Source organism: Amycolatopsis sp. NPDC031561, from assembly GCF_055580625.1.
The window spans coordinates 422,795-437,715 of sequence record NZ_JBVILA010000001.1; the positions used below are offsets into that span (position 1 = coordinate 422,795).

12 protein-coding genes and 1 pseudogene are annotated in these 14,921 nt (G+C 68.9%); 6 read left to right on the forward strand and 7 right to left on the reverse strand.

Going from position 1 to position 14,921, the window contains the following annotated elements; genetic code table 11:
• The first annotated feature begins 49 nt into the window (after positions 1 to 49).
• Together ACZ5IK_RS02040 and ACZ5IK_RS02045 are read left to right on the forward strand one after the other, a co-directional pair.
• Positions 50 to 1,012, forward strand: coding sequence for a DUF3027 domain-containing protein (locus tag ACZ5IK_RS02040; protein ID WP_465486153.1), 963 nt, complete (start codon positions 50 to 52; stop codon positions 1,010 to 1,012).
• Positions 1,002 to 3,812, forward strand: a complete 2,811-nt coding sequence (locus ACZ5IK_RS02045) for a sacsin N-terminal ATP-binding-like domain-containing protein (RefSeq protein ID WP_465486154.1) — start codon at positions 1,002 to 1,004, stop codon at positions 3,810 to 3,812. Before ACZ5IK_RS02040 ends, ACZ5IK_RS02045 begins: the two co-directional genes overlap by 11 nt.
• A gap of 31 nt (positions 3,813 to 3,843) precedes the next feature.
• Here the strand turns inward: ACZ5IK_RS02045 and ACZ5IK_RS02050 are convergent, their stop codons facing one another.
• Both ACZ5IK_RS02050 and ACZ5IK_RS02055 read right to left on the reverse strand, forming a co-directional pair.
• Positions 3,844 to 4,728 carry an endonuclease domain-containing protein gene (locus ACZ5IK_RS02050; protein WP_465486155.1) on the reverse strand — a complete coding sequence of 295 codons (885 nt, stop codon included), beginning with the start codon at positions 4,726 to 4,728 and terminating at the stop codon, positions 3,844 to 3,846.
• A 217-nt stretch (positions 4,729 to 4,945) separates the two neighbouring features.
• Positions 4,946 to 5,173, reverse strand: coding sequence for a DUF2530 domain-containing protein (locus tag ACZ5IK_RS02055; RefSeq protein WP_101610871.1), 228 nt, complete (start codon positions 5,171 to 5,173; stop codon positions 4,946 to 4,948).
• Between the two features lie 80 nt (positions 5,174 to 5,253).
• Here ACZ5IK_RS02055 and ACZ5IK_RS02060 point away from each other — a divergent pair, with 80 nt between their 5' ends.
• The 4 genes from ACZ5IK_RS02060 to ACZ5IK_RS02075 all read left to right on the forward strand — a co-directional run bounded on the left by ACZ5IK_RS02060 (position 5,254) and on the right by ACZ5IK_RS02075 (position 9,011).
• Positions 5,254 to 6,711, forward strand: coding sequence for an NCS2 family permease (locus ACZ5IK_RS02060; protein WP_465486156.1), 1,458 nt, complete (start codon positions 5,254 to 5,256; stop codon positions 6,709 to 6,711).
• A gap of 67 nt (positions 6,712 to 6,778) precedes the next feature.
• Positions 6,779 to 7,210 carry a MarR family winged helix-turn-helix transcriptional regulator gene (locus tag ACZ5IK_RS02065; RefSeq protein WP_101610869.1) on the forward strand — a complete coding sequence of 144 codons (432 nt, stop codon included), beginning with the start codon at positions 6,779 to 6,781 and terminating at the stop codon, positions 7,208 to 7,210.
• A 107-nt stretch (positions 7,211 to 7,317) separates the two neighbouring features.
• Positions 7,318 to 8,577 (forward strand): MFS transporter, encoded by a 1,260-nt coding sequence (locus ACZ5IK_RS02070; protein WP_101610868.1) that lies wholly within the window; start codon positions 7,318 to 7,320, stop codon positions 8,575 to 8,577.
• Entirely contained in the window at positions 8,574 to 9,011 is a 438-nt protein-coding gene (locus tag ACZ5IK_RS02075; protein WP_465486157.1) for a hypothetical protein, read from the forward strand. The genes ACZ5IK_RS02070 and ACZ5IK_RS02075 overlap by 4 nt, the downstream gene beginning before the upstream one ends.
• Here ACZ5IK_RS02075 and ACZ5IK_RS02080 read toward each other — a convergent pair.
• The 5 genes and pseudogenes from ACZ5IK_RS02080 to ACZ5IK_RS02100 form a co-directional block, all read right to left on the reverse strand.
• On the reverse strand, positions 9,008 to 10,024 hold the full coding sequence (locus ACZ5IK_RS02080) for a hypothetical protein (RefSeq protein WP_465486158.1): 1,017 nt from the start codon (positions 10,022 to 10,024) through the stop codon (positions 9,008 to 9,010). The genes ACZ5IK_RS02075 and ACZ5IK_RS02080 overlap by 4 nt on opposite strands.
• 76 nt (positions 10,025 to 10,100) lie before the next feature.
• Positions 10,101 to 10,939 (reverse strand): annotated as a pseudogene (locus tag ACZ5IK_RS02085) (SDR family NAD(P)-dependent oxidoreductase).
• Between the two features lie 216 nt (positions 10,940 to 11,155).
• Entirely contained in the window at positions 11,156 to 11,914 is a 759-nt protein-coding gene (locus tag ACZ5IK_RS02090; RefSeq protein ID WP_465486159.1) for an arylamine N-acetyltransferase family protein, read from the reverse strand.
• A 90-nt stretch (positions 11,915 to 12,004) separates the two neighbouring features.
• On the reverse strand, positions 12,005 to 12,628 hold the full coding sequence (locus ACZ5IK_RS02095; RefSeq protein ID WP_037317970.1) for a superoxide dismutase: 624 nt from the start codon (positions 12,626 to 12,628) through the stop codon (positions 12,005 to 12,007).
• A gap of 198 nt (positions 12,629 to 12,826) precedes the next feature.
• Positions 12,827 to 14,695: a serine hydrolase domain-containing protein gene (locus ACZ5IK_RS02100; RefSeq protein WP_465486160.1), complete on the reverse strand. Its 1,869-nt coding sequence runs from the start codon at positions 14,693 to 14,695 to the stop codon at positions 12,827 to 12,829.
• Positions 14,696 to 14,921 lie beyond the last annotated feature (226 nt).

Genomic DNA, 14,921 nt, shown 5'->3' on the forward strand with positions numbered 1-14,921 from the left:
GCGGACAGCCTGACACGGACCGCGATATCGCGTGCGGCAGAATGGGGGCATGACCCTGCTGTTGACCCTGGACGACGGCTCTATCCAGCGCAAACTCGCCGAGGCGGTCGATCTGGCCCGCGCGGCGGTGCTGGAGGACGCCGGTGCCGAACTGGTCGGCGCGCACGTCGGCGTCGATCGGGAGGACGCGGTTTCCGCGAGTCACCTGTTCGAGGCGACCGTGACGGGTTATCGGGGCTGGCGCTGGTCGGTGACGGTCGCGCTCGCCGGTGACGAAGAACCGATCACGGTCAGCGAGGTCGTGCTCATCCCGGGTCCGGACGCGCGCGTCGCCCCGGCGTGGGTGCCGTGGGATCGCCGCGTGCAGGCGGGCGACCTCGGCGTCGGCGACATCTTCCCGGTGGAGAAGGACGATCCGCGGCTCGCCCCGGCGTACCTGGAGTCCGACGACCCCGCGGTCGAAGCGGTCGCCAAGGAGACCGGCCTCGGCCGGGTCCACGTGCTGTCCCGGCACGGCAGGCTCGACGCCGCCGCCCGCTGGCACGACGGCGAATTCGGCCCGCGGTCGGATATGGCGCGCAGTGCGCCCGACGTCTGCGGGAGCTGCGGCTTTTTCGTGTCGCTCGCGGGCTCGCTCAGCGCGGCCTTCGGCGCTTGCACCAATGACATCTCCCCGGCGGACGGTCACGTCGTCGACGTCGCCTACGGCTGCGGCGCGCACTCCGAGATCGAGGTCGAGGTGACCTCGTCGGTGCCGGTGGCGGAACTGGTCTACGACGACTCGCTGGTCGACTTCGAGCCCGCGCCCGAGGCACCCGCCGAGCCCGTCGCGGACGAGCCTGTCGCGGCCGAGTCCGCTGAAGCCGAGGCCGCCGAGGCCACGGTCGTCGACGAGTCCGAGGCGCCGGTGGTCGAGGTGCCCGAGACCGCCGAGGTCCAGCCGGAGGTCGAACCCGAGGCAGCCGCCCAGTCCGCCGAGGCGGAGACCACCGAAAGCCCCAGTGAGCACTGACCCGTTCGGCACCGAGCGGTTACGCGCCGCCGTCCTGCGCGCGTGGGCGGATTCGCCGACGCGGTTCACCGAGGACACCAACACCGAGAACGACCTGCGCGTCGGCGGCTACCGTGACCGGTTGTTCGTCGAACTGGCGCAGAACGCCGCCGACGCCGCACTCGCGGCCGGTGAACGCGGCACGCTTCGGGTGTCCGTTGTGGACGGTGAGCTGAGGTTCGCCAACACGGGTGCTCCGCTGGACGCCCGGGGCGTCGAATCCCTTGCCTCCCTTCGTGCTTCCGGCAAAGGCGACGAGACCGTCGGCCGATTCGGCGTCGGGTTCGCCGCCGTGCTCACGGTTTCCGCCGAACCGCGGATCGTTTCGGCGACCGGCGGGGTCGCGTTCTCCGCGGAGCGCACCCGGGCCGAGGCCGGTCGCGCCGGCGACGTCCCCGTGCTCCGGCTTCCGTGGCCGGTCCAGGACGGCGAGCCTCCCGTGCCCGAAGGCTTCGCCACCGAGGTCCGGCTTCCGGTGCGCGAGGGTGTCGACCTCCCCGCGCTGCTGACCGATCTGAAGAACGACATCGGCGACCTGCTGCTCACGCTGTCCTGGCTGGAGAGCATCGAGGTCGACGGCGGGGTGTGGCGCCGCACCGATCTCGGTGACGGCGTCGTCGAACTCTCGGCGCCGGACGGTTCCGCCGACCACTGGCAGGTTCATCGCGGCGACGTCGTCTGGGCGATCCCGCTGGACAAAGCCGGTTCGCCGCGGCCGCTCGGCGAAGACGTCCTGCACGCGCCGACCCCCACCGACGACGAGCTTTCCCTGCCCGCGAGGCTGATCGCGACGCTGCCGATCGAGCCGTCCCGGCGTCGCGCGCTGCCGGGGCCGGAGCTGACGGCGGCCTTGAAGAACGCCGCGCGGGAGTACGTCGATCTCGTCTGTTCCTTGCCTGGCAAGGAACGCCTGCTGCTCGTGCCCGGTGCGGGCTTCCCGCGTTCCACTGTGGACGGAACGCTGCGGGAGTCCATTCTGGAGAACCTCGCCGATCTTCCCTGGCTTCCGGCGCAGGAAGGCGACGACCTGCCGGGCAGGCGCGCGCGGGTGCTTTCGGTCGACGTGCCGGGTCTCGCGCCGCTGCTGGCCGATGTCGTGCCCGGGCTGATCTCACTGTCCGGTGTGGACCTTCGCGCCGTCGGCGCCCAGGCGCTTTCGCCCGCCGAGGCCATCGAGCTGCTGACCGGTGTCCAGCGCGAACCCTCGTGGTGGCACTCGCTTTACGACGTGCTGCTCCCGGCACTCGAAGCGCACGACCTCACCAAGGACGACCTCGGAGCCTTGCCGGTGCCGATGTCGGACGGCCGCACCCTGCCCGGCGTGCGTGACGCGCTGCTCGTCGGCGGATCGGCGGAACTGCTCGAACTCCTGTCCGATGTGGACATTCTCGGGCTCCGGCTCGTGCACCCGGTCGCGGCGCATCCGTTGCTGGAACGCTTGGGCGCCAAGCACGCCGAGGCGGGTGACCTGCTCGAAGCCGACGCGCTGAGCGCCGCCGTCGAGCGCAGTGCCGAGGACGTCCGGTCCGGTTTGGACGGTATGGCGCTCGCGGGCGCGGTGCTCCGCCTGATCGCCGAGGTCGGCGACGAAGCCCCCGGCTGGGCGAGCGCATTGGCCCTGCCGAGCGAAGACGGCTGGCGGCGCGCGGACGAACTCGTCCTGCCCACGTCGCCGCTGGGCGACATCTTCGACCCCGAGGTGTTCGAAGAAGACGGCGCCTTGTCCGTGCTGGACGAGGAATTCGCCGAAGACTGGCCAGTGACCACGCTTGTCGCCGTCGGGGTGCTCGACACCTTCGCGATCATCGCCGACGACGATCCGTTGGAGCCCGAACACGGCCTGCCCGATGAGCACGACTGGTGGGACTCGCGGGAACGCCCGCCGTCCCGCGTGCTCGGCGTGCGCGATCTCGATCTCGTCGCCGACGACGCCTGGCCGGAGGCGTTGCGCCTGCTCGCGTCGCGCCCCGAAACCTGGCGCGCCCTCACCGAACCCGGTGGGCACACCGGCTGGTGGCTCGCGCGGTACGCGCTGCTGGACGGGCACGCGCCGCTCGACTGGCGGATGCCGGAAGCCACCGCGCTGGCCGGACTTTACGACGTCGTCCCGGATTCGGGGCTGAGCAAGGAGATCCTGCTCGCCGCCGGTGTCCGGACCGAGCTGGGCACCGAGGTCGAAGACGTCGAGGACCTCTTGGAGCGGCTGGGCGATCCCGAACGCACGGTGAGCCCTGGGCTCGCCGCCCGGGCGCACGCGGCGCTCGCGGAAGCGGCGGTGGACGTCGAGGCTCCGGATCGTGTCCGGGTCGCGGACGGTTCGGCCGCCGACGCTCGCGACGCCGTCGTCCTCGACGTGCCGTGGTTCGCCGCAGTGCTGGCGCCGGCGCGGATCGTGGTGTCGGAGAGCGGCGCCGGCGCGCTGGCGGAGCTGCTGGACCTGCCGGTGGCGAGCGGTCTCGACGCCAAGGTCGCCGAAGACGGCGAGTACGTGCCGTGGACGGAACTTTCCGCGCTCCGGGTGGCCGCCGAGCAGCTGGGCGTCGAACCGCCCGAGGGCGGAGTGCTGCTGCACGAGGCGCTGACGGTGGCCTTCGAGGACGCGGAGCACGAGGTCGCCTGGTGGTCCGACGGCAGGCTGCACGCCGCCGACACCCCCGAAGGCCTCGCGCGGGCGTTCGCCTGGGCCACGGACCGGTGGGCCGACCGGCACGTCCTCACGGCCCTGCTCGAAGACCCCTCACCCTCGGCACTCCTGAACTGACGCGTTTCGTCCTCTGGTTGCGGTCCTTGGACTAAACGCGGCGGGCGAGGGCCGTGCGTACTCGATGGACCATCGCCCGTGGGTCGCCGTAGAGCTCTTCCTTGGTGATGACGATGAACTCCCAGCCTTCCGCCTCGATGAGTGACCGCCGCCGGGCGTCCAAGCGCGGTTGTTCGCCTTCGAGGTGCCACGCTCCGTCGTACTCGATGGCGAGTTCGGCCTCGCGGATCGCGAGATCCAGGCGGCCGAGGAACCGAGCGTCCCGGTAGACCTCCACCTGTGGTTCCGCCTCGATGTCGTGGAGTCTCAGCCATACCCTGACTTCGGACTCCGGAATCGACTCCGCTCGCCCATCCGAGAGGGCGAGAGCCTGGCGTGCCCGGACGATGCCGTGGTCATGCCGGTGTCGCAGGTAGACCTCCAGCTGGTCGCGGTCGACGAATCCCGTGGAGAGCAGGACATCGAGGAAGCCGACCACACGGGGGAAGGAACGATGGAGGCGAGTGTTGGCCAGGATGTCCATCGTCATCCGCAGCGGAGTGGCGATCAGGCCGTCGCGCCAGGGCACGAAATCCTCGCCGAGGAGCCTTGTGCGACGGAGATGCGTTCCAGACAGGCCGTGAAAGCCCCTCTGTTCGGGCACGACGAATTCGACAGGATCGTCCGCGTCCGCGAACGGGAACCCGTGCACCGCCGCGGCGGAGCAACCGGTCAGTACCGCGCCGTCGGGCACGACAAGGGCCGCGGCCTTGCATCGCAGTTCATGATCTTGGCGAAGACCCGCTGGGGCATAGACGTCCTGGAACAGGCGGTTGTACAGACCCGAACGGAGCTGGGCGCGGGTGAGGTCCCCTTCGCTGACGGCGTGGCTGCCGAGGAAGGGACCGGAGAACTCGCGGCAGGAATTTATGGACACGATCCGACGATGACATCCGACTCCGGCGTCACCCGGGGTTCAAGATCATCTTCACCGCACTTGTCCACAACACCCTTCGCCTGTGTACAACCCGCTCCCGTCCGCGTTTCGTCCTCTAGTTGCGGTCCTTGCACACGCAAGGACCGCAACTAGAGGACGAAACGCGAGGGGGCAGAGGCGCTGAACGCGATAACTCAGAGGCGCTGAACGCGATAACTCAGAGGCGTTGGGCGCTTTTCGAGCCCCGGCGGGCGGCGGCGCGCTGCCAGGCGATGATCGCGAGGCCGATGAAGCCGAGCACGAGGCCGGAGAACGCCGTCTGCACCCAGATGCCGTCGGTCACAAAGAACAGGACCACGGTCGCGACGGCCCACAGCGAGGTACCTACGATCACGACCGGCGTCAGGTCGGTCAGCCGCTTCGGCAGTTCCGGCGTTGGCCGCAATGAACCGTTTACTTCCCCGGAATTGATCGATTCGCCCACGTGGGGAAGGGTACCCGGCAACGGGCGAAGGGTGGTACGCGATGGCGGAGCAGCGCACCCGGTCCACACTGGACCGGTATTTCAAGATCAGCGAGCGCGGCTCGACACCGGGACGTGAGGTCCGCGGCGGGATCGTCACGTTCTTCACGATGGCGTACATCGTCGTCCTCAACCCGCTGATCATCGGCAGCTTCGCCGCGGACGACGCGGGCGCGCACAAGGACGTCCTCGGCAACATCCTCCCCGTGCCGCAGGTCGCCGCGGTGACCGCGCTGGTCGCCGGGGTGCTGACGATCATCATGGGGCTGGTCGCGAACTACCCGTTCGCCATCGCCACCGGCCTCGGCATCAACAGCCTGATCGCGGTCACCTTCGCCTCCCAGATGAGCTGGCCCGAGGCGATGGGCCTGGTGGTGATCGAGGGCCTGGTCATCGTCCTGCTGGTCTTCGCCGGGATCCGCACGGCGGTGTTCAACGCCGTGCCGCCACCGCTGAAATCCGCGATCGCGGTCGGCATCGGCCTGTTCATCTGCCTGATCGGCCTGGTCGACGCGGGGTTCGTCCGGCGCGTCCCCGACGACGCGAAGACCACCGTGCCGGTCGGGCTGGGCATCAACGGCTCGATCGCTTCGTGGCCGACAGTGGTGTTCGTCGTCGGCCTGCTGCTGACCGGCATCCTGGTCGCGAAGCGGGTCAAGGGCGCCATCCTGATCGGTGTCCTCGCCTCGACCGTGCTGGCGATCGTCCTCGAGGCGATCACGAAGGTCGGTCCGTCCAAGGGCGTCAACCCGCAGGGCTGGAACCTCGGCTACCCGGCGCTGCCGGACCAGGTCCTCGGGCTGCCGGACCTCTCCCTGGTCGGCGACATCTCCTTCGGCGCCTGGACGCGGCTGCCGATCATCACCGTCGTCCTGCTGGTGTTCACCCTGGTGCTGGCCGACTTCTTCGACACCATGGGCTCGATGACCGGACTGGCCAAGGAAGCCGACCTGCTGCCCGCGGACGGCAAGCTCCCGAACGTCGGCAAGGCCCTGTTCGTCGACGGCACCGCCGCCGTGGCGGGCGGCTTCGCGTCGTCGAGTTCGAACACCGTCTTCGTCGAATCCGCGTCCGGTATCGCCGAGGGCGCCAGGACCGGGCTCGCGAACGTGGTCACCGGCGTGCTCTTCATCGCGGCCATGTTCCTGACCCCGCTCTACCAGGTGGTCCCGGTCGAGGCCGCGGCTCCGGCGCTGGTCGTCGTCGGCGCGCTGATGATGAGCCAGGTCAAGGAGATCGACTTCTCCGACTTCACCGTCGCCCTGCCCGCTTTCCTGACCATCGTGGTCATGCCGTTCACCTACTCGATCGCGAACGGCATCGGGGCGGGCTTCGTCAGCTTCGTCGTCCTCCGCGCCGTCACCGGCAAGGCGAAGGGCATCCACCCGCTGATGTGGGGCATCGCGGTGATGTTCCTGGCCTACTTCGCCGTCGGCCCCATTCAAGCCGCGTTCAACTGACCTGCGGTTTTGTCGCCCGTGGTCGATCTCACGGGCCAGTGATCCGATCGTGAGGTAAGCTAACTATATGTCCGGAGACACGCACGAGCGCTCACTGGCGAGCCGCCTGCGTCTCGCGGTGGTGCGGCTCAATCGCCGGCTACGGGCCCAGCGCGCCGGTGACGGCATCTCGCTGACACAGGTGTCCGCGCTGTCCACGCTGCACAAATGCGGCGCGCTGACCCCAGGCCAGCTCGCCGCGAAGGAAGGCGTCCAGCCGCCCTCGATGACGAGGGTGATCGCCGCGCTCGAGGAGATGGATTACGTCGAGCGCAGGCCGCATCCGACCGACGGCCGTCAGGCGATCGTCGAGTTGTCGGATCGCGGGCGGTCCTATGTGGTCGAGCAGATCACCGCGCGGGAGATCTGGCTGGACAAGCAATTGGCGGAGTTGAGCGCGGAGGAACGCGAAGTGCTCTCTCGCGCCGCCGAGATCATCGACAGGATGGCGGGGAACTAACAGCGGTGACGACCACGGGTAGCGAAACACAGTGTCCTTCCAAGACCGCCGCTACCCGGGAACCCGCTCCGCCGCCACCTCCCGCGCGCGAGAAACCGCGCGGGAGTATGTTCTCGTCGCTGAAGGTGCGGAACTACCGGCTCTTCTTCACCGGCCAGGTCATCTCGAACATCGGTACCTGGATGCAGCGCATCGCGCAGGACTGGCTGGTGTTCACCCTCAGCGGCAACGACCCGATCGCGCTCGGCATCGCGGTCGCGCTGCAGTTCGCGCCGACGCTGTTCCTTTCGCTGTGGGCCGGGGTGCTGGCCGACCGCGTCGACAAGCGACGGCTCCTGATCGGCATCCAGATCGCCGTGCTGGCACAGGCCGTCGTCCTCGGCGCGCTCGATCTGAGCGGTATCGCGGCTCTGTGGCACGTGTATCTCCTCTGCTTCACCCTCGGCATCACCGCGTCGCTGGAAGTGCCCGCGCGGCAGTCGTTCGTCGCCGAGATGGTCGGCAGGGACAAGGTCACCAACGCCGTCGCGCTCAACTCCTCGATCTTCAACATGGCCCGGATCGTCGGGCCCGCCATCGCGGGCTTCGCGATCACCTGGGTCGGCACCGGCTGGCTGTTCATGGCGAACGCGGTGAGCACGGGCGCCGTCATCGCCGCACTGGTGATGATGAACCCGGACAAGCTCTTCCGCGGCCCGGCCATCCCGCGTGAGAAGGGGCAACTGGTCGAAGGGCTGCGGTACGTGCGGCGGCGCAGCGACCTGATGACCGTGATGGTGCTGGTGTTCTTCGTGAGCACCTTCGGCATCACGTACTTCACCTCGCTGCCGATCGTCGCCGCGAACGTCTTCCACACCAACGCCGACGGCTACGGTCTCCTGTCGACGCTGGTCGCCGTCGGCACCTTCACCGGCGCGCTGATGTCGGCCCGCCGCAACACCCGCGGCGGTCCCCGCGTGCGGCTGCTGCTGATCTCGGCGTTCCTGCTCGGCGCGTTCGAGGTGGTCACCGCGTTCATGCCGACGTACCTGACCTTCGGCCTCGCGCTGATCCCGCTCGGCTTCGCCACGATCACCTTCCTCAACACCGCGAACGCGCTGGTGCAGACCGCCGTCAGCCCGGAGATGCGCGGCCGCGTGATGGGTCTCTACGTCCTGGTGCTGATCGGCGGGAACCCCATCGGCGGCCCGATGACCGGCTGGATGGCCGACGCCTTCGGTGGCCGCTCGCCGTTCTACATCGGCGGTGCGATCTCGGCGCTCGCCGCGGTAGTGTGCGCCGTCGTGCTGATCCGGCGCGGTGGGGTGAGTTTGCCGGTGCGGCGGTTCGGAAACGGGCTGCGCGTGCTGAAGAGGGAGCGGGTGTGAACAAGCTCGGTGTCGAACCGTCGGTGACCCGATGGAACGACGGCGAAGCCCGCTTCCTGGACTGGACGATCGACGGTGTCGCGTTGCGCTCGATTGTCCCTGTGCAGGAGCGGACGCCGTTGTCCCTGGACAAGGACCTGTGGCGCGAGTCGGCGGTCGCGACGCTTTGCCGCCTGCTCGGCGATCTACCGGGCGATTTCGACGACGGCCGGGTCGCGTTGCTGTTCTGCCCGCTGTGCGGCGATCTCGGCTGTGGCGGCTACAGCGTCGAGGTCGTCTTCGGCGATGACTGGGTCGAGTGGCGGGGTTTCGGCTGGCAGTACGACTACGAGCCTTTCGACCCCGCTCAGGAGTTCGCCTTCGCTGTGCCCCGGTTCGATCGGAAGGCGTACGAGACCCTGCTCCGCGACCTGCTGTCGAACTACCGGGCCTAGCGCCCGAGGAGCGGCGGCACCATCTTTTCGGCGAGCGCCGTGAGATCGCCGGTGCCCTTGAACTTCAGCGTCTGCCCGCCCGGGTCATTGGTGAGCTGCACGATGACGGATCCGTCGTCGACCTGCGCGGGCAGCCCCGCGACGCTCGTGGTCGGGCGGACGAGCGAGGACAGCGCGCTGTAGTCCGCGGTCACCCCGTTCAACTCGCAGGCGGCGAAGAAGGTCGGTTTCGCGTTGTCGGCCGGGACCCCGAGCGCGCGGCCGAGTGCCCCGCACAGCAGCCAGGAGACCACCGGGAGCGGCTGGTCCTTGATCGGACCGGGTTCGCGCTTCTCCAGCGGGATCTCGCCGTCTTCGCCGATTTTCGGCAACGCCGGCCCCGGCGGTGTCACCCCCGCGATCAGCGCCTCGGCGAGCGCTTTCGCCTTGCCCTCGGTCTCGGGATTCTCGATGGCCCTGCCGCGGAGGGAGACGCGCAGCACCGGCGAGGCGCCGTGGTGCGGCGCGACCTCGACCAGTTCGACGCTCAGGCTGGTGCCTTCCTTGTCGGTGGCGACGACCGCGACCTTGCCGGCGACGGTGGTCCTCGTCGGCAGGCCCCGGCTCGTGTCCTTGGGCAACTCGGGGATCATCTGCGCGCTGACGTCGAGTTCCGCGGTGACCGCGTGGCAGGCTCCACCTGCCTCCCGCAGCGTGCGGCCGCCGAGGATCTCCTCCCAGCGCCGTTCCGGGATCGCCTGGCAGAGCACCTGCGCGCCGGTGTCGTCCGTCAGCGCGGTCACCATCTCGCCCGTCGGCATCGGGACCGGGCGGAGCGCCTGCCCGGATTTGGACGGCCAGACCTCCGGCAGTTCGGCCCCGGTGCCGGGGTCGTCCTTGTTCAGCACGGTGATCGCGACGGCGATGGCGACGCCGGACAGCAGCAGGACACTCGTCAGCGCGCAGCCCGCCCAGATCCACATCGGACGGTCGGTCTTGCGCGCGATGCTGCGGTAATCGTTCCCGGTGGCCACGGGGAGAAGCTAGCCCGTCGGGCGCCCGCTGTCCGGCGAAACGCCAACCCGATGGGTGGATCGCATCGGCCCTGAGTCACCTCCACCGGGCCGAGGGAGGCGGCTCCAGCGCCTCCCGCAGGTCGCCGCCCACCGCCTCCGCGATGTCCTCGACGGTCCACTCGTCCCGCTCGAGGACGGGGTCCTTGATCGCGGTCTGGCGGAGGACGCACAGGATGTCGCCGCGGAACCGGAGGATCTGCCCGGTGACCCCCGTCGAAAGGTCGCTGAGCAGGTAGGTCACCAGCGGCGCCACCCGTTCCGGGGTGTGCTCCGGGGTCTGGACGACGCTCGGGTCCCGCCGGGCCATCCGCGTCCAGGCCACCGGCGCGACGGCGTTGACGCGGATACCGTGGTCGGCCAGATCGGCCGCCCAGGAGGCGGTCATGGAGGCGACGGCGCCTTTCGAGGCCGAGTACGCGGCCGCGCGCCGCTGGCCGATCATCGAGCCGGAGCCCACGTTCACGATCACTCCGCCGCCCCGCTCGCGCATCACCGCCGCCGCCGCGGTCCCGCAGAAGAGCGGGCCCAGCACGTTGACCTCGACCACTTCGCGCATCCGGGCGGGGTCGTCCGCCCACGGTTCGGCGCGGTAGTTGACGCCGGCGTTGTTGACCAGGCCGTCGAGTGTGCCGAACTCGGCGACGCACTGGTCGATCAGTCCGGCCGCATGTCCGGCGTCGGCGACCGAGTCGCATTGGACACAGCGCGTCCGCCCCCGGCGCGGATCTCACGCGCGACCTCGTCCGCGAGTCCGGCTTCGACGTCGTTCACCACGACCGCGGCGCCCTGTGCGGCCGCGTGGTGTGCGAAAGCCCTGCCCAGGCCCTGTCCGGAGCCGGTGATCACCACGGCCTTGCCGCTCAGAAGACTCATGAGACCAGTTTGCCGTCACTCGGAAGGGTGAGATCGGCGTCTCTCGGTCGTACCCCTTGCCGGGGTAGATGAGGTTAGGCTAACCTCATACATGTCCGCTTCGTGGTGGGAGCGGCAGTCAGTTCGGGAACGGACGAAGCCCCGCAACCGGGTTACCCCCGGAGGCGGGGCTTCGTTCATGCCGGGGGTTCATGGTCGATGACCCCGCCGGTCTGGTCAAGGCCGTTCCGGCACCCGGGCGAGTTCGATCCCGAACTCTTTCCGGTAGACGTCCAGGATCTCCTGATCACTCGAAAGCCTGGTCTCCTCGCGGACACCGTGGGTGGTGACGATCAGCTTGTCACCCGCCAGGGTGACCCGGCCGTGCTTGCCGGGCAGCGAGCACCTCGGTCCCCGCGTGAAGCCCGACTCCGGTGAAGCCGACTGCCAGAACGCCGTCGGGATGAACTCGTTCAGCGTCCGTGACCGCTGCTCCAGCCGGTACTGGGGCTCGCCGTCCCGGAGGACGTCGATGTCGCCGTAGGCGGCGTCGAGGACCAGGAACTCGCCGTCCGGGTCGGCCTGCGCCTCGGTGGCGGACAGGCGTAGCGGGAACCGGCTGAACCGGCCGAAGCCGACGTCGGACAGCCACGGCTCGTCGAGCTCCACGCGGACGGCCACGTGGTCGAACGGCGGTCCGAGGGTGCCTTCCGGCCGGAAGACCTTCGCGGCCTTCAGCGTGGCGTCGAAGCCCAGTTCTCGCAGCAAGGCGGCGAAAAGCCCGTTCAGCTCGTAACAGAAGCCGCCGCGACGCCGTCGCACGATCTTGTCGAACAGCGCTTCGGTTTCCAGGACGATCGGCTCGCCGAGGTGGATGCTCAGGTTCTCGAACGGCACCACCGAGAGATGGCGTTCCTGCAGCACCCGCAGCGCGGCGACGTCCGCGGTGGCGGGACGGTCGAGCCCGAGGCGGTCGAGGTATGCGGCGACGTCCATGCGTCCACCTTGACACCTCGACTCGGCTGGAGGTCAAGCGAAAGAAAACGGGGCCCTCCGGAAGGAGAGCCCCGCTTCGTGGTGAGAAAGTCAGCCGAGCAGCAGACCGTTGCCACCGGCGACGGCGTTGTCGAACCGCTTGGAGATCTCGGCCCAGTTGAAGATGTTCCACAGGGCCTCGACGTACTTCGGCTTCACGTTCTTGTAGTCCAGGTAGAACGCGTGCTCCCAGACGTCGACCAGCAGGATCGGCGTGGTCGGCAGGACCAGGTTGTTGTGGTGGTCACGCAGCTGCTGGGTGATCAGCGTCTTGCCGATCGGGTCCCAGGAGAGCGCGGCCCAGCCGTTGCCCTGGATCGTGGTGGCGACCGCGGTGAACTGCGCCTTGAACTTGTCGAAGGAGCCGAACGCCTCGTCGATCGCGGAGGCCAGCTCGCCGGTCGGCTTGTCGCCGCCTTCCGGGGAAAGGATCTTCCACCACACGACGTGGTTGGCGTGCCCCGCGAGGTGGAACGCCAGCGTGGTCTGCAGGCCGACGATGTCGCCGAAGTTGCCGGCCTCACGGGCTTCGGCGATCTTGTCGAGCGTGTCGTTCGCGCCCTTGACGTAGGTCGCGTGGTGCTTGCTGTGGTGCAGCTCGTTGATCTCGCCCGAGATGTGCGGCGCCAAGGCGCTGTAGTCATAGTCGAGATCGGGGAGCACGTAGCGGGCCATCGGCCCTCCTTCTGTCTTCGACACAAGTTTCCAAGGACGAACTTAGTCGTCTTCACCCGTTTGCGGCGACCGGGGGCGCCGCGTTTCTCCCCAGGTGGAACGACTCGTTCTCAGCAGCTGTACCCGTTGGGCCGACTGCCTGAAACCCACTCTGCTAGCTCTAGTTAGCTGGAGGTCAAGGCAGTGTGACGGCGGTCATCAAGCCAGGTAGGGCAATCCCACCAGGTGATAGGACGCGATTACGCCGAGGAAGGCGATCAGTGCCACGGAAACCACCGTGTAGGTGATCCGGGCGGGTGTGTTCCACCAACCGCGCAGCCATGCGAGCGCCGTGCAGACGACGGCGGCGCCGGTCAGGAGCAGGACGGCGTTCGGCAGGAGCAAGGTGACGCTCAGCAACGGGGAGTGTCCGGAAGTCAGCGCGACGGCGGCACCGCTGAAGTCGCTCATGAGCAGGGCGAAACCGGCCGCGAACAGCGTGACGGCCAGCGCCGCGGACCAGGCGGCCACGGTCGCGAACCGGGCGCCCTTCGAGTACCGCTCCCGGCCGCGCCGGACGAACGCGCGGATCGGCCACCACAGCAGCGCGCCCAGCAGGAGCAGCAGCGCGACGCCGAGGATCAGCAGGTGCGTGGAGGACGATCCGAGCCACGACGTGCGTTCGTAGGAGGAGCTCGGGTCGTCGCCGGAGAAGAGCAGGACCTGCCCGCCGGATTCGCGGAACGCGATCCGCTCGCCGCCCTCGTCGGTGAACAGCCCGGGCTCGGTCTGGGTCCAGCGCCGGGTGCCTTCGCCGAGGCCGGACGTCGTCAGCACGCCGTCACCGTCCGCGGTCACCGAGACGGCGCCCGCGAGCGCGCGGACCTTCGTGAAGTCGTCGAAGTCCAGCCTGGTGCTGTTGTAGCTGCCCTCGAACCGTGAGACGTCGCCGGCCAGCGGTTTCGGCGCGGAGACGGGTGCGGCGGGATTCAACCGGTCGAGGAACGCTTTCAGGGCCTTGAAGGTGACCGCGGCGGCGTCGCCGGAGAACGCGCCGCCGTTGAACGTCAGGTACACGCCGGTGTTCTTCTCCGGGATCAGCTCCAGCACGCTCAGGAATCCCGGCGAGTCACCGACTTTCTCCACCAGGCGAAGTCCGTTCAGCCGCCGTTCCGAGAAGCCGAAACCCACTCCGGGCAGACGCGGGTCGTTGCGGAACCGCGCGCCGTGCATCCGGTCGAGCAAGGGGCGGCTGAACGTGCCGGGCACGAGGTTCGCGGAGAGGTAGCGGCCCATGTCCGCGGGGGTGGCGACGTTCCCGTCGCCCGCGGGCGGTTCCGGGCCGAAGTTCGCGGGCGGGACGACCTGCGCCGAGCCGTCCCAGCGGTAGCCGGTGGCCAGCGGGACGTCCGGAGTGGGCTGCGCGACGCTGCTGTTCTTCATTCCCAACGGTTCGAAGATGTGCTGACGCACGTAGTCCGCATAGGACTGTCCGGAAGCGAGCTCGACGAGGTGCCCGGTGAGGGCGAAGCCGTAGTTGGAGTAGGCGGTGTGCTCGCCGGGTGGCCGGACGCGGGTGGGGATCTCCGTCGCCAGGTGTTCCGCGAGCGGCGGAAGCTTCTCGTCGCGCGGGGTGAACATCCGGTACACGTGGTCTTCGAACCCCGCGGTGTGGGTCAGCAGGGAGAACAGGGTGACCGGACGGCCTGGGAAGGTGTCGGGCAGCTGGAACGACTTCAAATAGCCGTTGACGTCGGCGTCCAGCGAGAGTTTGCCCTGCTCGACCAGCTGCATCGCGGCCGTGGCGGCGATCGACTTGCCGACCGAGTTGATCAGGAAGCCCGTGCGCTCCGGATCCACCTTCGCCTGAGTGTCTATTGAGGACACTCCGTAGCCCGCGGAGAAGACGGTCTTGTCCCCTTCGACGACCACCACGGCGGCACCGGGAATGTGATGTTCGGCAAGGCTTCGAGGGATGACTTCGTCGAAGACCCCGGCGGCGGAGGACGGGGTGGCGGCCTGGGCGGCGGGAGCCGTGACGATCGTCGTGAGGGTCAAAAGTACGGCCGTGGCCGCGATCCGGAACATACCTGGAAAATTAGGGTCTTCCGGGGTGTCGCGGGATCCGGTGGACCGCCGATCGTGGGGTAGGGCGAGCCCTACCCCGCGGCCCGCGTCAGGAGAACGAAACCGGGATGAAGACGATGGCGCACGTCACCGACGGGTCCGAACAATCGAGGCCGACGGCCGCTCCGGAACGTCAGGAAAGGGGCTTTCAGGACATTTTTCGTCCTGAAAGCCCCTTTCCTGACGT